Annotated in this window: 20 protein-coding genes; 12 read left to right on the top strand and 8 right to left on the bottom strand. The window is 61.5% G+C overall.

The features are described 5' to 3' along the window. Positions 1–3 precede the first annotated feature (3 nt). The 3 genes from folD to xseA all read right to left on the bottom strand — a co-directional run bounded on the left by folD (position 4) and on the right by xseA (position 2432). Complete coding sequence (folD, locus tag NW807_RS10770; RefSeq protein WP_414406254.1) at positions 4–873, bottom strand: bifunctional methylenetetrahydrofolate dehydrogenase/methenyltetrahydrofolate cyclohydrolase FolD; 870 nt, start codon at positions 871–873, stop codon at positions 4–6. A gap of 106 nt (positions 874–979) precedes the next feature. Then, positions 980–1219, bottom strand: a complete 240-nt coding sequence (gene xseB, locus NW807_RS10765; protein ID WP_414395752.1) for an exodeoxyribonuclease VII small subunit — start codon at positions 1217–1219, stop codon at positions 980–982. Beyond that, positions 1200–2432, bottom strand: coding sequence for an exodeoxyribonuclease VII large subunit (gene xseA, locus NW807_RS10760; protein ID WP_414426098.1), 1233 nt, complete (start codon positions 2430–2432; stop codon positions 1200–1202). Before xseA ends, xseB begins: the two co-directional genes overlap by 20 nt. Before the next feature lie 130 nt (positions 2433–2562). Between xseA and NW807_RS10755 the strand changes: the two genes are divergently transcribed. The 5 genes from NW807_RS10755 to mraY all read left to right on the top strand — a co-directional run bounded on the left by NW807_RS10755 (position 2563) and on the right by mraY (position 8928). Next, the gene (locus tag NW807_RS10755) at positions 2563–3714 is read left to right on the top strand and encodes an AI-2E family transporter (RefSeq protein ID WP_414406252.1); all 1152 of its coding nucleotides are present in this window, start codon (positions 2563–2565) and stop codon (positions 3712–3714) included. 88 nt (positions 3715–3802) lie between these two features. Then, the gene (locus NW807_RS10750; RefSeq protein WP_414406251.1) at positions 3803–4177 is read left to right on the top strand and encodes a DUF1257 domain-containing protein; all 375 of its coding nucleotides are present in this window, start codon (positions 3803–3805) and stop codon (positions 4175–4177) included. An 18-nt stretch (positions 4178–4195) separates the two neighbouring features. Next, positions 4196–5299 carry a pentapeptide repeat-containing protein gene (locus NW807_RS10745; protein WP_414426097.1) on the top strand — a complete coding sequence of 368 codons (1104 nt, stop codon included), beginning with the start codon at positions 4196–4198 and terminating at the stop codon, positions 5297–5299. A gap of 99 nt (positions 5300–5398) precedes the next feature. Beyond that, a complete protein-coding gene (locus NW807_RS10740; RefSeq protein WP_414426096.1) occupies positions 5399–7774 on the top strand; it encodes a phosphoketolase in 2376 nt (791 codons plus the stop codon). A 77-nt stretch (positions 7775–7851) separates the two neighbouring features. Further along, positions 7852–8928 (top strand): phospho-N-acetylmuramoyl-pentapeptide-transferase, encoded by a 1077-nt coding sequence (gene mraY / locus NW807_RS10735; protein WP_414426108.1) that lies wholly within the window; start codon positions 7852–7854, stop codon positions 8926–8928. Positions 8929–8934: 6 nt separating this feature from the next. Here mraY and NW807_RS10730 read toward each other — a convergent pair whose 3' ends face one another. The 4 genes from NW807_RS10730 to NW807_RS10715 all read right to left on the bottom strand — a co-directional run bounded on the left by NW807_RS10730 (position 8935) and on the right by NW807_RS10715 (position 12227). Beyond that, positions 8935–9450, bottom strand: a complete 516-nt coding sequence (locus NW807_RS10730) for a hypothetical protein (protein WP_414411682.1) — start codon at positions 9448–9450, stop codon at positions 8935–8937. Between the two features lie 143 nt (positions 9451–9593). Then, the gene (locus tag NW807_RS10725; RefSeq protein WP_414405903.1) at positions 9594–10211 is read right to left on the bottom strand and encodes an Npun_F5749 family FMN-dependent PPOX-type flavoprotein; all 618 of its coding nucleotides are present in this window, start codon (positions 10209–10211) and stop codon (positions 9594–9596) included. Positions 10212–10260: 49 nt separating this feature from the next. Continuing rightward, a complete protein-coding gene (locus tag NW807_RS10720; protein WP_414421242.1) occupies positions 10261–11478 on the bottom strand; it encodes a GNAT family N-acetyltransferase in 1218 nt (405 codons plus the stop codon). A gap of 95 nt (positions 11479–11573) precedes the next feature. Then, the gene (locus NW807_RS10715) at positions 11574–12227 is read right to left on the bottom strand and encodes a DUF3386 domain-containing protein (protein ID WP_414395733.1); all 654 of its coding nucleotides are present in this window, start codon (positions 12225–12227) and stop codon (positions 11574–11576) included. A 359-nt stretch (positions 12228–12586) separates the two neighbouring features. On the opposite strand from NW807_RS10715, the gene murA reads away from it, so the two are divergent. Continuing rightward, complete coding sequence (murA, locus tag NW807_RS10710) at positions 12587–13906, top strand: UDP-N-acetylglucosamine 1-carboxyvinyltransferase (RefSeq protein WP_414426107.1); 1320 nt, start codon at positions 12587–12589, stop codon at positions 13904–13906. Between the two features lie 59 nt (positions 13907–13965). Beyond that, positions 13966–15096, top strand: a complete 1131-nt coding sequence (locus NW807_RS10705) for a geranylgeranyl reductase family protein (protein ID WP_414422977.1) — start codon at positions 13966–13968, stop codon at positions 15094–15096. Here NW807_RS10705 and NW807_RS10700 read toward each other — a convergent pair. Continuing rightward, the gene (locus tag NW807_RS10700; RefSeq protein ID WP_414426095.1) at positions 15093–15620 is read right to left on the bottom strand and encodes an ATP-binding protein; all 528 of its coding nucleotides are present in this window, start codon (positions 15618–15620) and stop codon (positions 15093–15095) included. The genes NW807_RS10705 and NW807_RS10700 overlap by 4 nt on opposite strands. A 172-nt stretch (positions 15621–15792) precedes the next feature. On the opposite strand from NW807_RS10700, the gene NW807_RS10695 reads away from it, so the two are divergent. From NW807_RS10695 to NW807_RS10675, 5 genes are all read left to right on the top strand, one after another. Then, on the top strand, positions 15793–16044 hold the full coding sequence (locus tag NW807_RS10695) for a hypothetical protein (protein ID WP_414411685.1): 252 nt from the start codon (positions 15793–15795) through the stop codon (positions 16042–16044). A gap of 85 nt (positions 16045–16129) precedes the next feature. Next, the gene (ndhC, locus tag NW807_RS10690) at positions 16130–16492 is read left to right on the top strand and encodes a photosynthetic/respiratory NAD(P)H-quinone oxidoreductase subunit C (protein ID WP_414405908.1); all 363 of its coding nucleotides are present in this window, start codon (positions 16130–16132) and stop codon (positions 16490–16492) included. Then, complete coding sequence (locus NW807_RS10685) at positions 16483–17223, top strand: NADH dehydrogenase subunit K (protein WP_414395725.1); 741 nt, start codon at positions 16483–16485, stop codon at positions 17221–17223. The genes ndhC and NW807_RS10685 overlap by 10 nt, the downstream gene beginning before the upstream one ends. A gap of 1 nt (position 17224) precedes the next feature. Then, positions 17225–17770: an NAD(P)H-quinone oxidoreductase subunit J gene (locus tag NW807_RS10680; RefSeq protein ID WP_414395724.1), complete on the top strand. Its 546-nt coding sequence runs from the start codon at positions 17225–17227 to the stop codon at positions 17768–17770. Positions 17771–18014: 244 nt separating this feature from the next. Next, the gene (locus NW807_RS10675) at positions 18015–19277 is read left to right on the top strand and encodes a class I SAM-dependent methyltransferase (RefSeq protein WP_414426094.1); all 1263 of its coding nucleotides are present in this window, start codon (positions 18015–18017) and stop codon (positions 19275–19277) included.

The following is a 19277-nucleotide window of genomic DNA, read 5'->3' as shown; positions in this document are numbered from 1 at the left end:
GGCCTAGAGGCGGCTGCGCAGTTTGTAGCTCTCCAGGGTGTTGGCCAGCAGCATGGTTACCGTCATTGGCCCCACGCCACCCGGCACGGGTGTGATGGCAGCAGCCCGCTCTTTGACCGCCTCGTAGTCCACATCTCCCACCAACTGCTCCGACCCGTCAGGGCCTTGGATACGGTTAATGCCTACATCGACAACCACGGCCCCTGGCTTTACCATTTCTGCCTTGAGTAAGCGGGGACGCCCCACCGCCATGACCACAATGTCGGCACTGCGGGTTACTTCGGCCAAGTTGGGTGTGCGGGAGTGGGCCATGGTAACCGTGGCGTCGGCGGCCAACAGCATCAAGCTCAAGGGCTTGCCCACCAGAAGGCTGCGGCCGACCACCACCGCTTTTCGTCCGGCAACCGGGATCCCTTCTGCCTCCAGCAGGCGCATCACGCCTAATGGGGTACAACTGCGCAGGCCGGGCTCGCCGCGCACCAGCCGGCCCAGGTTGAGGGGGTGGAGGCCGTCCACGTCCTTGGCAGGATCGATGGCTAGAAGGGGCGGGATGGGATCCCAGCCAGGGGGCAGCGGCAGTTGCACCAGGATGCCATCGACGCGCTCGTCCTGGTTGAGTTGGGCAATGGTGTCGAGCAGATGGGCGGGGGAGTCCTGGGCGGAAAAATGGCGACCAAAGGAGGCGATGCCCACCCGCTCACAGGCCCGCTCTTTGCCGCGCACGTAGGCAGCACTGGCAGGATCCTCTCCAACTCGCAGCACTGCCAACCCTGGGGGGCGCCCCACCCGCGGGAGCCAAGCTTGCACTTGGGCAGCCATCTCGGCTTGCAGGCGAGCAGCTAAGGCTTTGCCATCCAAGATCTTGGCAGCCATGGAGGGCGCCCCACGAGGTCTTGACAACTTGACTATCTTCAGGAGCTCGGCTCCCTTCGTCAAGCCTTGCTGCCGTCGAGAACCAGCAGCACGGGCATTGATGTCCCTAGAACTCGCGCAGCTCTTCTTCGTCGTCGGGCCCTAGCTGCTCAATGATGATCTCCACCTGCTGCCGTTTTTCCTCCAAAAACTCGGCGCAGCGCTTTAGAGTTTGGGCGGCCTGCTGGAAGCGCTCCACCACCTCCTCCAGATCCAGCTCCCCCGATTCGATCTGGGCAATCAAACTTTCTACTTCGGCAATGGCTGCCTCGTAGCGCCAGGGATCCTCACGTTTGCGGCGGCTCATGGCTCTCCTCCACTCGAACCCAGAAGCTTCCCCCGGCCAGCTCTATGCGCAGGCGGGTCTGAGGTGGCAGGCAGGGGTTGCGGACGAGAGATCCCCGCTCGTCGCGCACGAGGGCGTAGCCCCGCCGGAGGACGGCCGCGGGATCGAGGGCTTGGAGGTGCTGCTGGAGAGCTTGGTGGCGCTGTTGCTGCTCTTGAAGGCGATGGCGCACGGCCTGAACTAGGCGCTGTTGCCGTTGCAGCAGGTGCTTCTGGGCCTGGTGCAGCAGCCGCTCGGGATGAATTTGGAGCAGACGGTGGTGGGCATGGTGCAGGCGCTCCTGGGCCTTCTCCAAAACCTGCAGGGTGCAGGTGACCAGCCGCTGCCGGAGCTGGGATCCCTGGCGCTGCAATTCCCGCAGATCCGGCACAACCCGTTCGGCTGCCGCTGTGGGGGTGTGGGCCGCATAGTCAGCGGCGTAGTCCGCCAAGGTCTCATCCCGCTGGTGGCCGATCCCAGTTACCACCGGAATGCGGCATTCGGCAATGGCCCGCACCACCCGTTCATCGTTAAAGCAGGCCAAATCCTCGCCGGCTCCGCCTCCTCGGGCAATCAGCAGCACCTCCGCCCGCCCATCCCGTTCCACCCGGCGAATGGCCCGCACAATGGACTCGGGGGCCGCTTCCCCTTGCACTTGAGCTGGCGAAAACAGCACCCGCAGCCCCGGGTAGCGCTGGTTGAGGGTGCGGCGGATATCTCCCCAGCCGGCGGCGTCGGGAGAGCTGACGACGGCAATGCACTGAGGGTGGGTGGGCAGAGGCCGCTGGTTGTCGAACAGGCCCTCGGCGGCAAGGCGGGCCTTGAGCTGCTGGAATCTCCACGCCAGGAGGCCTTCCCCTGCTGGCAGCAGTTGCCAGATGACCAGGCGGTAGTAGCTGCCGCCGCTGTAGATGCCAACTTGCCCCAGCGCCAGCACCTGTTGACCCACTTTTGGCCAGAAGCTGAGCCGGGCCGTCTGACTTTGCCACACAACCCCCCTGAGGATGTCGCCGCTTTCTGGATCCACCAGGGTCAGGAACAGGTGGCCCGTGTGGTTGCGCTGACAACTGGAGACTTCTCCAACCACCCACAGCCGGGTCAAATAGGGATCCCCGCCCAGCAGCGACTTGAGGTAGCGGGACACTCCCCCAACCGAGAGGAGGGGAACTTCCTCGCCCAGCAGGGACTCTATCACCTCCTCTAGGTTACTACAGCTACCCAGAGCCCTTGCTTGTGGATCGGGATTCGGCATACGCAGCTCCCGGATACCGCTGGGAATGTCCGAGATCCCATCTAGAATAGGCGACGACAAACCAAGGGAGGAGGTGGCTGCGGTGACTTTTGCCCATTGGCTGGGGCTGGGGGCGCTGCTGGGCCTGTTGGCGCTGCTCTGGCAGATTCGACAGATCCTGCTGCTGGTGTTTGCAGCCATCGTCCTGGCAGTAGCCTTGGATACTCTAGCCCAGATTCCCCAGCGCTACGGCTTTCGCCGCGGCCCCTCCCTTCTCATCACGGGCTTGACGGTTTTGGTGGGCGCGGTCTTGGTGGGGCTCATCGTGGTGCCGCCTCTACTGGAGCAGTTGCGCCGGCTGTTGACCGACGTGGTGCCTGCGGGGATTGTGCAGGCGCAGCGGCTGTTTGAGAGCCTAATCCTCTTGCTGCCGACCGACCTTGAGCTGCCGACGCTGCGGGAGTTGGCCAATAGTCTTGTGCCCCAGGCCACCGAATTGGTGCGCCAGGTGCGCGACTTTTTCTCCCAGTCCTTCACTGCTTTCTTTGCCACCCTGCTCAACTTCTTGTTTGTGCTCATCCTCACCATCTTGCTGTTGTTAGATCCCCCGGCCTACAGCCGCGCCTTTGTTTCCGTTTTCCCGGCCTTCTACCGCCCCCGCGTTCGCTACATCCTCAAGCGCTGCGAGCTGGTGCTGCGGGGCTGGCTGGTGGGGATCTTGTTTACCAGCACCTTGGTGATGGTGCTGAGCGGCATTGGCCTCTGGATTTTGGGTGTGCCCCTGATCCTAGCCAACGCGGTGCTAGCGGGCCTGTTCAACTTCATCCCCAACATTGGCCCCACCCTGAGCGTGGTTGCCCCAATGCTGGTAGCCCTCACCGACGCCCCCTGGAAGTCCCTAGCAGTGCTAGGGCTGTACATCTTCATCCAGCAGCTTGAAAGCAGCGTCTTTACCCCGCTTGTCATGTCGCGCCAGGTGTCGCTTTTGCCCGCCTTGACGCTGATAGCTCAAATCACCTCGGCCTTTTTCTTCGGGGTGCTGGGCCTATTCTTGGCCGTGCCCTTGGCGGCCATCCTGCAGGTGTGGATCCAGGAGGTGCTGATTCGAGATGTGCTGGATCCCTGGCGAGGCCCGCGAGCCCGCCCCTTGCTCCTGTCTGAGCTGGGAAGGGATGGGAGCTCGCCCTCCCGGCAGCCGGAGAGAACAGATCCCAAGCTGCTCCCCCCCTCGGGCGGAGAGGTTTAAAGCGTCAAGCTCCTTAACATTTGTCCTAGAACCGCAAAAGCGCTCCTATAGTGAGGATCCCCCTCTCCGTGTTGGGATGGGAAGCGCCATGTCCCACTTCACCACCCTGCAAGTGCAGATTAAAGATGCCGAGCTGCTGGAAGAAACCCTGAAGGAATTGGGCTACAGCGTGGAGCGGAACGCCAACCTGCGGGGCTACCTCTGGAACCGCACCCGCGCCGACTTGGTGATCCGGCAAAAGAACGGCTTCGACATCGGCTTTCGCCGCAAGGGGGATCACTACGAGCTGGTGGCCGATCTCTGGGGAGCCGGCATCGATCCCCAGACGTTCCTAGCGCCGATTTTGCAGCGCTACGCCTACAAAAGCCTGCTGCGCTCGGCCCAGCAACAGGGCTATGCCATCGAGGCGGAAGAGCGCCTGGAAGATGGCACTATCCGCGTGGTGGTGGGGCGCTGGGTGTAACTGAGCCCACCTCTGCTGATGAACAGCAATCCTCAGCCAGCGGTGGGGTCTAGCCCTCGCCCTTGGGATCTGGTGTTGGGAGGACAAGCTGCCGCCAGCGGTGCCCCGCCTTACGCCTTGGTCTTAGGGGGTCTTGAGGGGGCGCGGCGGCGGCTCACTCGGGGTGAGGAGGCGGTGCGTCTAGCCACCTTGCCCCAGTTGCTGCAGTACGGGCCGGCAGGTCTAGCGGAGCTAGTAGCAGCCCTGGCCGGCAACAGCTCCTGGGCGGTGCGCTTGGCAGCGTGGCGGCTGCTCTCCCAGCTCGAGCAACCCGAGGCAGAGGAAGCGTGTCGGACCTACAGCCCCTTTCGGCCGGTGGGAGGAGCGCAGGGGGTAATCGTGGCCTATCGGCGCGGGGAGCGAGACTTTGCCTACGCCGACTTGGAGGGAGCGGATCTGCAGGAGGCACGGCTGGGGGGTGCCAACTTCTACGAAGCCAATTTGAGAAAGGCTAACCTGCGCCTTTGCAACTTTAACGGCGCCCACCTGCGCCAAGCGGATCTGCGCCAAGCCAATTTGCAAGGGGCCAAGCTCAGTGGCGCCCTCCTAGAAGGAGCGGATCTGCGGGGAGCCGACCTGAGGGGGGTAAAAGTCAGTGGCACCAGCCTGCGCGGATCCCAGCTTTCAGACGCCACCCACTTGGAGGAGCGGCTGCGCCACATCTGGCAGTTGCAAAACTGGGGGGGAGAGGGGCAGGATCTGGCCGGCCAAGACCTCAGCAAAGCTGACCTGCGGGGGCTGGTGCTGCGGCAAATTTGTCTAAGGGGAGCCAACCTCAAGCGGGCGGATCTGCGCGGATCCAACCTGGAGGAAGCGGATCTGCGGGGGGCCAATTTGCAGCGGACAGATCTCCGGGGGGCCAACTTGCAGAATGCCGACCTAGAGGGGGCCGATCTCCGCGGCGCCGAGCTGCGCCAGGCCCAGTTGCAGGGAGCTAACTTGCGCCGCGCCGACCTCAGCGGGGCTAATTTGGAGCAAGCCAACCTAGAAGGCGCCCAGATCGAGGGCCTCAAGCATAGCGGCGCCCGGATTGCCGGCCTGATCTTCCCCGACGGCACCCCCCTCAAGCCTTGGTGGTGGTAGGCCGACCCTCCCTCCCAAATCCAAAGGAATCCCAAGATCCCCACGCCCTTCTCCAAACCTAGCTCACCATGGGAGTAGAGATACCTAGGGGGTGGAGCTATGGTTTTGGCAGAACAGCTCTCGAGAAAACCGCTCACCGACGAGGAACTGCGCAAGATCGACGCCTACTGGCGGGCTGCCAACTACTTGTCAGTGGGGCAGATCTACTTGATGGACAATCCGCTGCTGCGGGAGCCCTTGAAGCCAGAACACGTGAAGCCGCGCCTATTGGGGCACTGGGGCACTACTCCAGGGCTGAACTTTATTTACGTGCACCTCAACCGCATCATCAAGCGGGAAAACCTCAACGTCCTCTACATCACCGGCCCCGGCCACGGCGGCCCTGCCCTAGTGGCCAACACCTACTTGGAAGGCACCTACAGCGAGGTGTACCCCAACATCACCCAAGATGTCGAAGGTCTGCGCAAGCTCTTTAAGCAGTTCTCCTTCCCCGGCGGCGTGCCCAGCCATGCGGCTCCGGAAACCCCCGGCTCCATCCACGAGGGGGGAGAACTGGGCTATGCCCTGGCCCATGCCTTTGGGGCTGCCTTTGACAACCCCGATCTGCTGGTGGCCTGTGTGGTGGGGGATGGAGAAGCGGAAACCGGCCCTCTAGCTGCCTCCTGGCACTCCAACAAGTTTCTCAACCCCATCCGCGACGGGGCGGTGCTGCCCATTCTCCACCTCAACGGCTACAAGATTGCCAACCCCACCATCCTGGGCCGCCTCAGCCGCGAAGAGCTGCAAAGCCTGTTTGTGGGCTACGGCTACAAGCCTTACTTCGTGGAGGGCTCCGAGCCGGCAGAAATGCACCAGTTGATGGCCGCCACCCTCGACACCGTTATCCATGAAATTCAAGAAATCCAGCACTATGCCCGCAGCAAGGGGGATCCCACTCGTCCCCAATGGCCGATGATCATCCTGCGCACCCCCAAAGGTTGGACTGGCCCCAAAGAGGTGGACGGCAAAAAGGTAGAGGACTTCTGGCGCTCCCACCAGGTACCGCTGGCGGATCTGGCCCAAAAGCCGGAGCACCTCAAGATCCTGGAAGAGTGGCTGCGCAGCTACAGGCCAGAAGAGCTCTTCGACGAAAACGGCCGCCTGCTCCCCGAGCTGCAGGAGCTAGCTCCCAAGGGGGAAAAGCGCATGGGCGCCACTCCCTATGCCAACGGCGGCTTGCTGACGCGGGAGCTGAGGATGCCAGATTTCCGCCGCTACGCCGTAGACGTCCCGCGCCCTGGCACCACGGAAGCCGAGGCCACCAAGGTGCTGGGGCAATTCTTGCGGGATGTGATGAAGCTCAACCCCCACAACTTCCGCCTCTTTGGCCCCGACGAGACGGCTTCCAACCGGCTGGATGCCGTGTTTGAGGCTAGTGACCGCACCTGGGTGGCCCCTATCTACGACTACGACGAGCACCTCTCCCCTGACGGGCGGGTTATGGAGATCCTGAGCGAGCACGTCTGTCAGGGCTGGCTGGAGGGCTACCTGTTGACCGGTCGCCACGGCTTCTTCTCCTGCTACGAGGCCTTCATTCACCTGGTGGACTCGATGTTTAACCAACATGCCAAGTGGCTGAAAACCTCCCGGCACATCCCCTGGCGGCGGCCCATCCCTTCCCTCAACTACCTGCTGACTTCCCACGTGTGGCGGCAGGATCACAACGGCTTCAGCCACCAGGATCCCGGCTTTCTGGATCACGTGGTCAACAAGAAAGCCGATGTTATCCGCGTCTACCTGCCCCCCGATGCCAACACCCTGCTCTCAGTGGCGGATCACTGCCTACGCAGCCGCCACTACGTCAATGTCATCGTGGCAGGCAAACAGCCGGCTCTGCAGTACCTGGACATGGATGCCGCCATCAAGCACTGCACCCAGGGCCTGGGGATCTGGGAATGGGCCAGCAACGACCAAGGCTCCGAGCCGGATGTGGTCATGGCCTGCTGTGGCGATGTGCCCACCATGGAAACCCTGGCGGCGGTGGACTTCTTGCGGCAGCACCTGCCGGACATCAAGATCCGGGTGGTGAACGTGGTAAACCTGATGAAGCTGCAGCCGCCCAGCGAACACCCCCACGGCATCAGCGACAAGGAGTTCGTCAGCATCTTCACCCCTGACAAGCCCATCGTGTTTGCCTTCCACGGCTACCCTTGGCTGATTCACCGCCTCACCTACCGCCGCCCCAACCACCACAACCTCCACGTGCGCGGCTACAAGGAGGAAGGCACCACCACCACTCCCTTCGACATGTGCGTCCTCAACCAGGTGGATCGCTTTAACCTAGCCAACGATGTATTGGAGCGGGTGGAGCGCTTCAAATACCGACGGGATCACCTCCAGCAGTTGATTCGGGACAAGCTGGTGGAGCACAAGCAGTACATCTGCAAGTACGGCGAGGATTTGCCAGAGGTGCGCAACTGGAAGTGGCCCTACTAGGGGATCCCCCTCTGAGCCGCGGGCAAGCTAGAGTTTTCCCAAGCTTGGAGATTGAGGGTGTGAGGGGTTTAGAAAAGATGGAGGGGGATACCCTTTCCCGGCTGGAGGTGGAGGAGGCGGACTGGGGCGGGGCGGCGATCTCCCTAGTTCTGGGCCTAGCGCTCTCGGCCTTGGTGATGGGAAGCCGGCCCCAGGTGCTTCTTCCCTTTGGGCTGAGCGTGCTGGGATCGGCGGTGCTGGGATCCCTGCTTCTTCCGCTCTTGCGGCGCTGGAAGGCAGGGCAGGTCATCCGCGAGGAGGGACCCCAGTCCCACTACAAAAAAGCGGGCACGCCAACCATGGGCGGCCTTAGCTTTTTGCCGGTGGGGCTGCTGGTAGCCGGAAGCTGGAGCGGCTGGGATCCCCAGTGGCTGGCGGTGGCCCTCCTGACCCTGGCCTACACCTTGGTTGGCTGGCTGGACGATTGGCTGGTCATCCGGCAGCGCTCCAACAAGGGGTTGCCCCCCAAAGCGAAGCTTTTGCTCCAGGTGGGGATTGGCCTGGTTTTTTGCGGCTACTTGGCCTGGCAAGGGATCCCAACGGTTCTCACGCTTCCGGGAATAGGCTCCCTCCCCCTAGGCGGGCTGTTTTGGCCGCTGGCTTTGTTTGTGCTGGTGGGCACCAACAACGCCGTCAACCTTGCCGACGGCATGGACGGCCTGGCCGCAGGGGTGGTGGCCCTTGTCCTGGCAGGGCTGGGGCTGACGGCAGCGGATCCCGTTTTGGCGCTCGTGGCCTTTGCCTTGAGCGGCGCCTGTCTGGGCTTTCTGGTGCACAACCACCATCGGGCCCGCCTGTTTATGGGGGATACCGGCTCCCTAGGCCTGGGGGGCGCTCTGGCGGGGCTGGCGCTGCTGGGAGATCAGCTCTGGGCTCTGGCCTGGATGGGCGGGATATTGGTAGCGGAGGCGCTGTCGGTAATCCTACAGGTAGGCTACTTCCAATACACCAAACGCAAGACCGGCCAAGGCCAACGGCTGCTGCGCATGTCTCCTCTCCACCACCACCTGGAGTTGGGGGGCTGGTCGGAGGTGCAGGTGGTGGGGTGCTTCTACGGGCTAACAGCGCTATTGGTGGGGGTGGGCTGGCTCTGCTGGCAGGGGTCTGGAGGGTGAGCCTCTCTAGGGCTGCAAGATCATCGACCAGGAGCCGCTTGCCTCATCCCAAAAAGGCGCCAGCGACTCTCCCACCACATTTGGCCCCCAGTAGCGGCGGGTTCCATCTAGGGTAAAAGCCACCACAACATCGCCGGGGCCAATCTGCAGCGGCTCCTCCCCTAAGCTCAGCAGCAAACCCTGGCTGCCTCCTTCGCCGGGGGCAAAATCCCAGTGAGCCGTTTCGGGGTTGGTCAGCCGACTGCTGCTGCGCAACAAGATCACTAAGCGAATGGGGTGGGGAGTGCGGTTGCCAACCCGAAAGGGGCCGGTGCGAACCGATTTCGAGGTTAGGACAGAGGTCCCCCCCTGCCTAGACGAACTGGGCGGGGATGTGGCAATTAGGGGAGCTGCGATCCCCCTAGGAACAGCCAGACTCCAAGCCAGGGCAGCAGCCAAGCCCAAGGATCCCCGCCGTACGCTAGCCGGCAATGACCTGCCGGCCACTTGGGCAAAGCGCTTTGAGAGGGCGGAAATGGCCATCAGAATTCCTGCTAGCAGGAAGGCTAGGTGTCGGATGGAGAGCGCTACCTCCCCAACTGCTCTCGGGCGGCGTTGCCCTAGGGGGTAGCACGTCTATTCTCTTCCTATTCTCTCGGAAAGCGAGAGGAAAAACAGCTCCCCTGCTAGGGATTGACCGCTCGACATTGCCATCCCTGCGGGCTGCGCTCATAGAGGGTTCGCCGTTGGGGGTAGATTGCATCCCCCCTAAGCTGCAGGTGATCCACCTCCGTTGGATCCAACAGCAGGAGGACAAAAGTGGGCGGCGGCGAAGAGGCCTTTTCGGGGGTTAGCTCGGCAACAAAGGCCTCTGGTGGAGCAAGAGGACCTTTGGGTTCTGGCCAAAACCAGAGCAGCCGTCCTTCTTCTGGAATTTGTTGCCACAACTGTTGCCGCTGCTGCTGCGCTTGCGGATCCGGATGGCCAGCGGTGATGGCTTCCAGGGTGCCGGCGATGCGGAATTGCTCGCGCGTTTTGGCAAAGTACCAGCAGATCTGGGCCAGGGGACAGTGGGCAATCTGGTGGATCTTCTCGCTGCGGCTGTCCACCGCTAACTGGATGCGGTCGGTCTCGCCCAAGAACCCCCGGAAGACCACTGTGCGGTTGCGCGGCCGCCCGCAGGGATCCACCGTGGCCAACTGCAAATAGCGTGCAGCCGGGTCGCTGCGGTTGCGGTGCAAAGCCGCTTGGAGCTTTGCCCGCCAGGAAGAAGCCTCGGCCGGGCTATCCTTCAACTTGTCCATAGAGGTTCGCAGATGCCCGCCAAGCAAGACTTAACCGCCAGGGGGGAGCCTACCCTTGCGGATCCCTGGACTGCCCTGGCCCGGCGTTGGGATCCAGCGCAGGGGGATGAAAGCGGTGCTCCAGCCAGCTCTCCGCTGCCCCCTCAAACCGCTCTGGCACCGGCTGTTTCATTGGCAGTTTTTGGAACACTAGACTGAGATACTCGCTGTACCACGGCGAGCGGACTTCCCGCACCTTGTACCACACCGAGCGTGACATCAACAGCGTCCGCTCCACCTCCTGGGCTCCCAGCTTAAGCAAGAACTCTTCCCGTTCCGGCTGGTAATCGGTGGAGGCCAACGCCAAAGCCTGCGGCGGATAGGCTTGGGTGAGCTGGGCCATCTTGGCCATGAGCTCTGGGTAGAGCCAGGTGTAGGCGGGGTGAACCGTAAGCTTGGCCACATGCGGCTGCTGCCCCGTCCGATCCAGCTTGAGGTTGAAATAGCCGATGGCGGTTCTCCGCTCGGGCTCGTAGACACACATCTCCAGCCGTTCGGTTTGGCTGACGGCACACCTGGCCTGCTCCAGAAGCCACTCCAGGGGGCTAGTGCGGAAGTCGCCCACGTTGCGGTCGTACACCTGGCGCACCGTGGCCGGCATGGATCCCGTATCCAGTTGGTAGATGGCGTAGGCATCTCGGTTAGTCACCGGCACCAGGTTGGGCAGCTTGGGCTCGTGTTGGCTGAGGGCGGCCAGGATCTCGGGCGGGATCGACCAGTAGGTAATCTGGGCTAGGGGCTGGAAGCCATTGTGCCGGTAGAGGGCTATCGCCCCCTTGTTGTGGATGTTCACCTCCAGAATCCAGGTGCGGGCCTCGCGAAAGTGCTCCATGCAGTGTTTGAGCAACTTAGACCCAATTCCCTGACGCTGGGCCGAAGGCGCCACCGCAATGTGATCCACCCGCCAGGTGCTGCGGGAATGGTTAAAGGGAGAAACCTGAATAACCCCCTGGATTTTGCCCTCCAGCTCCGCCACATGCACGGTAAACATGTGCTGGAAGCGGTTGGGAAACAGGCTTAGGGCTCTTAGAAGCCCGTACCACTGGCGCAGCCTCCGCAGTTGGCGACGAATGTCTACCGAGCGACTGCCATACTCTTCTTCAAAAGCTTGCGCCAAAATCTCCTCCACCGCCTCCAGATCCCCCAGTTGGGCCGGGCGGAGAATCAGCTTGGGAGCCTCGCTGGGGGCTTCGGAATCTGGAGTAGGTTTTACCGTTGTCCTGTCCATGTTAAAGTTCCGGGGGGAACATTCAAAGCATAGCCCAGAATCCTCCTTGGAGGTTGTTGCGGCCCCGAAAAAATTTTTTGTGGTCGCTTGGCCAGTTAGGCGCTGGCATCGAGCAACGCAAAGTTGCTGAAGCTAAAGCGCTTCTCAACAACACCAGCTTCCGTCTCGGTTTGAATGCGCCGCTCGGAGAGGATGTAGTACTTGCCCACTTTGGTGTAGAGGTCTTCAAATTGGCTGCGCCCACCCTTTTGCTCACCGGTCTTGGCGTCGTGGTAGACAGAGTCGTAGCGGTGGGAGAGGTAGCCTTCGCCGGTGTCGTGGCTGCTGAAGGTGTGAATGGTAACTACCACGCCGTGAATGTGCCGATGCACCATGGTAATTTGGTTGTCGCGCACGTGGTAGCGATCCCCCTCGGCTTTGCCTCCCACGAGGATCTCCACCGAGCCATCGGGCAGGATTTGGCCGTAGCGAAACGTGTTTTGGCCGTGGGCTTCGGCAAAGCTGCGGCGCACCCGGTGGACAGAAATCTCCCACATCTGCTCTTGGATGGCTTTCCGAGCTTCCTCATCTTCCACACCGGTTACCGTGGCTTTCAGGTCTGCCCCCAGGCGCACCTGACCCACAAACATGCGCTCTCCATCCCAGTAGGTGACCTCTGCGCTATAGCCCGGAAAGTCGGGATCCCAGGTGTAGCGATTTTCGTAGGCAGCCCGAAACAGTTCTTCTGCAGAAACGCGAGTTGCGGTCATCAGGGATCTCCTTCTTGCAAGAGATTCTCATCACTCTCCATTGTACCGCTCTCCCCTGTTGGGCTAAACCCAGCCGCCCGCGCTGGGAGCCTGCATTCAGGGAAGTGGCTGAGCGAATCCTCCTCTGCCACTATAGGGTAGAAGCAGGGCTGTAGGAACTTCTCTTCCTTCCTCACTCCCGGTTTGGGCCTGCTAGTTTAGCCGCTGCTGTGATCCCCAGAGTATTCTCTGAAGTGCCTACCTTTTCTTTTGTGTGAGGAGGAAGATTGAAAGATTTTGACAATCGCGGCAACAGAGCGTTCTCTCGCATTGACCCGGCGGGGCTCTTGGAGCCTGAGCTGTGGCCGACCTCCACAGGGATGGCAGCCTCGTCAGAGATAGCAGGGCCGGTGCTAAAAATTGTTGGCAAGCAGACCCTAAGCGGCCACGTTCCCATCGGGGGATCGAAAAACTCAGCTTTGGCTCTCATGGCCGGATCCCTCTTGGCCCCTGCCGCTTGTCGAATTCACAACGTGCCGCGCCTGCTGGACATCGAACGCATGGGGCAGATCCTGGCCACCCTGGGGGTTAAGGTGTCCCATGTCGGCAATACCCTTGACCTAGACGCCAGCTCCCTGAGGACTTGCCAGGCTCCCTACGAATTGGTCAGCCAGTTACGGGCCAGTTTCCTTATCATCGGACCGTTGGTGGCGCGGCTGGGAGTGGCCAAGGTGCCCCTACCGGGCGGCTGCGCCATTGGCTCGCGTCCCGTGGATCTGCATGTGCGGGGTTTGCAGGCGTTGGGGGCAACGGTTCAGATTGAGCACGGGGTGGTCCACGCCTATGCCCGTAAGCTGGTGGGAACCCGCATCTACCTCGACTATCCCAGCGTTGGTGCTACGGAAACTCTGATGATGGCTGCTACGCTGGCCGAAGGGGAAACGGTGATTGAAAATGCCGCCCAAGAGCCAGAGGTAGCGGACCTGGCCCGTTTTTGTCAGGCGATGGGAGCCCGCATCCGTGGCGTAGGCACCAATACCGTTGTGGTGGTGGGGGTGCCGCGTCTGCATGGCACAGAGTACACCGTCATTCCCGATCGCATCGAGGCCAGTACCTATCTCATCGCTGGAGCGATTACCCGCTCTGAGCTCACCGTGGGGCCGGTGATTCCGGATCACCTGCGGGCGGTGATTGCCAAGCTGCGGGACATGGGGCTGCGGGTGGAGGAAGAAGGCCCCAACCGTCTGCGCATTGCCCCGGCTCAACTCAGCTCAGGCTGGATCTGTCAGGCCACCGATATCCAAACCCTGCCCTACCCGGGTTTTCCCACCGATGTGCAGGCGCCAATCATGGCTTTGGCTGCTCTCAGCGAGGGCAGTTGCACCATCGAGGAGACAGTGTTTGAAAACCGAATGCACCACATCCCGGAGCTTAACCGCATGGGCGCGGACATTCGTCTCAAGAACCGGGTGGCCATCGTCCGGGGGGTGCCGTCTCTGTCAGGGGCGCCGGTGGTGGCTACGGACTTGCGGGCGGGGGCGGCCTTGGTGTTGGCTGGCCTGGCGGCCGAGGGCTGCTCCACCATCTACGGGCTCCACTACATCGACCGCGGCTACGAAGCCATCGACGAAAAGTTGCGCAATGTCGGGGCCAAGGTGTATCGCTGTAACAACCCGGCAGAAGACCCGACTACGGCCTAGAGTCAGCCAGGGATAACCCCTTCCCGGCTTCAGCGTTCCCTGAATGTAGGTGTCAAGCCATGTCCTACGTGTATGACTGTGTCATCGTCGGCGCTGGCCCTGCCGGCGGAGCTGCCGCCTACCACCTAGCCAAGCGCGGGCGCTCGGTGCTGGTCCTGGAAAAGGATCCCTTGCCCCGCTACAAGCCCTGCGGGGGCGGCGTCTCCCCCATGGTGGCAGCCTGGTTTGACTTTGACTTCAGCCCCGCCATCTCGCTGAAGATTCGGCAAATTCGCTACACCTGGCGGGGTGGGGATCCAGTGGTGGTCGAGTTGGATCTGAAAGAGCCAGTGTGGATGGTGCGACGGGAGGTTTTCGACGCCTACCTAATCCAGCAGGCCCAGAAGCAGGGGGCCACCCTCTGGGCTGGATGTGCCGCTGCCGGCCTTGAGTGGCAAAGTGACCGCTGGCAGGTAATGACTCCTGCTGGCCCGGTCTGGGGCCGGTACGTGATTGGGGCTGATGGGGCCAAGGGGTCGATGGCGAAGTGGCTGGGCTTCCGCAGTCGCCAGTGCCGCCTGGCCGCTGCCCTGGAGGCGGAAGTAGCTGGCTTGGAGCCGCAAACTGCCGCTGCTCACTTTGACTTCGGCAGCGTTAGCAATGGCTACATTTGGAACTTCCCCAAGGCGGACGGCTACTCAATTGGGGCTGGCACCTTTCGGGGTGGCCAGAAACAAAACCTGCGGGAAATAGCCAGCCAGTATGCCCACAACTTTGGCATCGACCTCAAGTCGGTCAAGTCCTTTGGCCATCCCCTCTGCCTTTGGGACGGGGATCAACCCCTGCACAGCCAAAATGCGCTCCTGGTGGGAGATGCCGCCTGTGTTGTCGACCCGTTTACTGCCGAAGGGATCCGTCCCTCCCTCCTCACTGGCATGCTGGCGGCGCAGGCCATCGACCAAGCCCTGGCAGGGGATCCCGAAGCCCTGGCCAACTACTCCGCCCGCGTCCAACAGGAGTGGGGCGCAGAGATGCGCTGGGCCAAGCGGATTGCGGCTCTGTTCTACCGCTTTCCCGGCGTGGGCTACCGAGTTGGCGTCAAGCGACCGGGAGCCACCCGGCGTATGGGCCAAATCTTGGCTGGCGAGCTGCGCTATAGCGATGTGGCTAGCGCCGCTATTCGCCAGTTGAGTGCTGGTCTCTTGGCCTAGACAGCTTGCTGGGAACTGCAGCCAGGATCGTCAAAGCGCCGGCTAATCAACAGACAGTTGCGGCCATCGGCCTGGCGAGTGTAGCTCAGGTGGGTGGAGAGGGCCTTCATCAGCAAAATGCCCCGCCCTCCCTCGGATTCGGCGTCGGGGAGAGGGTTGGCTGCTAGGTTTTGGGCAAAGCCCTCCAAGTCAAACTCCTGACCCTGATCCCAGATGCGTAGCTCTAGCCCCTGCGGTGTCAGCGTCAGCTGGATATCGATAGGCGTGCTGGCAGGCAGGGCGCGATGGGCATGGCGGACGGCATTGGTAAACCCTTCCGCCAGAACCAACTGGCACTCCAACCAGATGGGATCTGGAATACCCGCGTTGCGAAAGGACTCAAACCAAGTCAAAACTTCACCTAGGGCATCCAAAGTCGTGTCAACCCTCAGCGCAAAGGCTCGTTTTTCCTCTGCCGGAATCTCTGCCTCACTCAAATTGCGCCCTACTCCGAAGTTCTCCCTCAGCAGGAATGACCCGGTCAAATTCTAAACCAACCTGCTTCAGCCGCTTACCCCCCCTTTTAGGGGGCACTGAGGCTTGCTGTAGCCGCGCCTTCAACTTCCCAAGGGAATGAGAAGCTGCCCAGGAAGAAGCTAAGGGGAAGGGTCTGGGCAGTAGGGGTTAGGATCTGTGAAGATTTGGCCTGTTCTGGCTATGAGTCTCTCTACCTGGAAGCGCTGGTTGGACTCTTTTCTCATTGCCCTGGCCCTTCTGATGTTTGCCGGCTTTGTCTGGTTTGTTTTCTCGGTAACAGCAGCCTTCTTCGGGATTACCCTAGGCTACAAGCTCTGGCTGCGGCTGTGGCTGCCCTGGTTTCAGCCGTTGCTGGGGATCCTGACAGCCGGCGCTTTGCTAAGCGGCGTGTGGAGTTGGCTCTCCCGCAATCGAGACCATCAGCAGTCCTAAAGATCCGCCGGCGCCAAGAGGCCACGGACTGGCTCTATACTGAGAAACGTATCTAAATGTTGAGCACCTGAGGCAGTCTGGCGTCGTGTTTGTCCTATCTGGCTACGAGTACCTGCTGGCTTTCCTCATTGTCTGCGCCCTGCTGCCAGTTTTGGCCCTAGGGGCCTCAGCCCGTTTGTCTCCCAAACGGCAGGGAGCCCTGCGAGTCAGCACCTATGAGTCGGGGATGGAGCCGTTTGGGCAGGCCTGGATTCAGTTCAACATCCGCTACTACATGTTCGCGCTTGCCTTCGTCATTTTCGATGTGGAGACTGTGTTCCTCTACCCTTGGGCAGTAGCTTTTCACCGCCTGGGGCTGCTGGCTTTTGTGGAGGCTTTGATTTTCATTGCCATCCTCGTGGTGGGTCTTGTCTACGCTTGGAGAAAAGGAGCGCTGGAATGGTCATGACCTCTAAGGAGCCGGAAGTTTTGTTTCCGGCCTCTCCTCCGCAAGTTACTACGGATCTTTCCAACAATGTTATTCTCACAACGGTAAACGACCTCTACAACTGGGCCAAGATGTCCAGCCTCTGGCCGCTGCTCTATGGCACCGCCTGCTGCTTTATCGAGTTTGCGGCGATGCTGGGATCCCGCTTTGACTTCGACCGCTTTGGCCTGTTGCCTCGGACTTCGCCGCGCACCGCTGATTTGCTCATCACAGCGGGAACGGTAACCATGAAGATGGCGCCGGCGCTGGTTAAGCTCTACCAACAGATGCCCGAGCCCAAGTACGTCATTGCCATGGGAGCTTGCACCATCAGCGGCGGCATGTTCAGCTCTGATTCCTACACCGCTGTGCGAGGGGTGGATAAGCTCATCCCCGTGGACGTGTACATTCCCGGCTGCCCGCCCCGACCTGAGGCCATCATGGACGCCATTGTCAAGCTGCGCAAGAAGATTGCTGCTGAGGACATGCGGGAGCGGGGCCGTCTGCAGCAAACCCACCGCTACTACACCGTCAAGCACAACCTTAGACCTGTGCCCGAAGTCATCACTGGCAAGTACTTGGAGAGCGAAACCCGCCAGGCTCCGCCGCCGGAGCTAGCTGCCGCCATTGGCCTGCCCGTGCCGCCGGCCTTGCAGACTGCCGACTTCAAGCGGGTAGAGCAACAGCTCAAAGCCTTGCAAGGAGGGGCCTGAGATGACGGATCCCAAAACGCCGGAAAGTCCGCCTCCTGCCTCTGAGCCAGCCGAGTCGCTGGCAACGCGGGAGCGAGGTCCAGTTTCTCAGTTTCTTGCTGACAACGGCTTTGACCACCAGTATCTGGGCAGGGATGCGGCTGGAGTAGAGCTACTGGAGGTGGAGCGGGACTTTCTCCTGCCCGTATGCACCGCTCTCTACGCCTATGGCTTTAACTATCTTGCCTGCCAGTGCGGCTATGACCTAGGGGCAGGCCAGCCGTTGGTTAGCCTCTACCACTTGATTAAGCTGACGGACGGAGCGGATCGCCCGCCGGAGGTGCGCGTCCAGGTGAAACTGCCCCGCGACGATCCGCGGGTGCCCTCGGTGTACTGGATCTGGAAGTCGGCTGACTGGCAGGAGCGGGAGACCTACGACATGTACGGCATTATCTTTGAAGGTCACCCTAACCTAAAGCGGATCCTGATGCCAGAAGACTGGATCGGCTGGCCGCTGCGCAAGGACTACATTACGCCTGACTTTTATGAGTTGCAGGATGCCTACTAAGAGGGCTCCCTCAACCACCTGGCTGGCGTTTGCAGGATAAGCGAAAATGTGGCCGTTTTTGCTCTTGGCAATCTACGCAGGAGGGGTTTGGTACTCGCTCCGCAAGGCAGATCGCCTCTACTCGGGATCGGGAAAATGGCTGGTCTCAGCTCTCTGGCCAGTCCTGCTTTTCACAAACCGTCGGTTTCGCCAAAATTGGCGCCGCCCCTTGCAGAGATGAGTCTCCTAGCCTATAGGCACCTTGTTGCACCCCCAGACGGACCAACAACTTCGGGATCTCATCGCTAGCCGCATCCGCGCCCAGGGGCCAGTGACTTTTGCCCAGTTCATGGAGTGGGCCCTCTACGAGCCGGAGCTGGGCTACTACGAGCGGGGCTACCCCATTGGCCCTGACTACTTAACGGCTCCCCACCTGGCGCCCGACTTTGCCCACCTGTTGGCGGAGCAGATTCACCAGTTCTGGCAAGTTCTAGGCTCCCCTTCTGCTTTTGCGGTCGTTGAGATGGGGGCAGGCAGCGGTCGCCTGGCTGAAGATTGGTTAACCTACGTGCGCTCGGCTTACCCTGCGTTTTGGCAGGCTCTAGAGTACGGGATCCTGGAACGCTCTGCCTCTTTGCGGCGGCTGCAGCAGGAGCGCTTGGCGGGCTTTGGGGAGAAGGTGCGCTGGCTGGCGTGGGACGAAATCCCGGAGGAATCGGTAACTGGCTGTTTTTTCTCCAATGAGCTGGTGGATGCCTTTCCGGTCCATCGGGTGCAGGTGCAGGGGGGGTCTCTGCGGGAAATCTACGTGGATTGGACAGAGGGAGGGTTTCAAGAGGTGCTGGGGGATCCCTCGACCCCCGCGCTAGAAGCGTACTTTGCCCGGCTGGGGATCCCAATTACCACCTACCCCTCTGGCTACCAAACCGAGGTCAACCTCAAGGCCCTCGAGTGGCTGCAGCTTCTGGCCCGCAAGCTGCGGCGGGGCTACGTGCTGACCATCGACTACGGTTACCCTGCCCAGCGCTACTACAGCCCCCAGCGCTCCCAGGGCACGCTCCTAGCTTACCGCCGACACGCCACCTCTACGGATCCCTATAGTCGGGTGGGGTGCCAAGATCTCACGGCCCATGTGGACTTTACAACCCTGGAACAGGTGGGGGAATCCCTGGGACTCAAGCGACTGGGCTTCACGCAGCAAAGCTATTTTCTGGTAAACCTGGGGTTGGCGGAACGGCTGGCCGCCCTCAGCCAAACAAGCGATGGGTCAGGGGGCGTGGGCCAGGTGCTGCAGCGGCGCTTTGCGCTCCAAGCGCTGATCGATCCGCTGGGGCTAGGCAGCTTTGGGGTGCTGCTGCAGGCCAAGGGCTTGAGTGAGTTGGAATCTACCCAGCGGCTGCGGGGCTTTGCCGAGCCGGAGCTAATGCCTATGGGCGGGGCGGGCTTGCAAGTGAACCCTACGGCAGGGTTTGGTAGCGGCACTTACAGCAGTTCGAGAGATCCCTGGCTAAAATCCCGCGGCAGCTAG

It is taken from the genome of Synechococcus sp. R70.1 (assembly GCF_047461675.1).
In the GTDB taxonomy this organism is placed as follows: Bacteria; Cyanobacteriota; Cyanobacteriia; order Thermostichales; family Thermostichaceae; genus Thermostichus.
The sequence above is the reverse complement of the archived record's forward strand: the minus strand, read 5'-3'. Positions and strand labels throughout refer to the sequence as shown.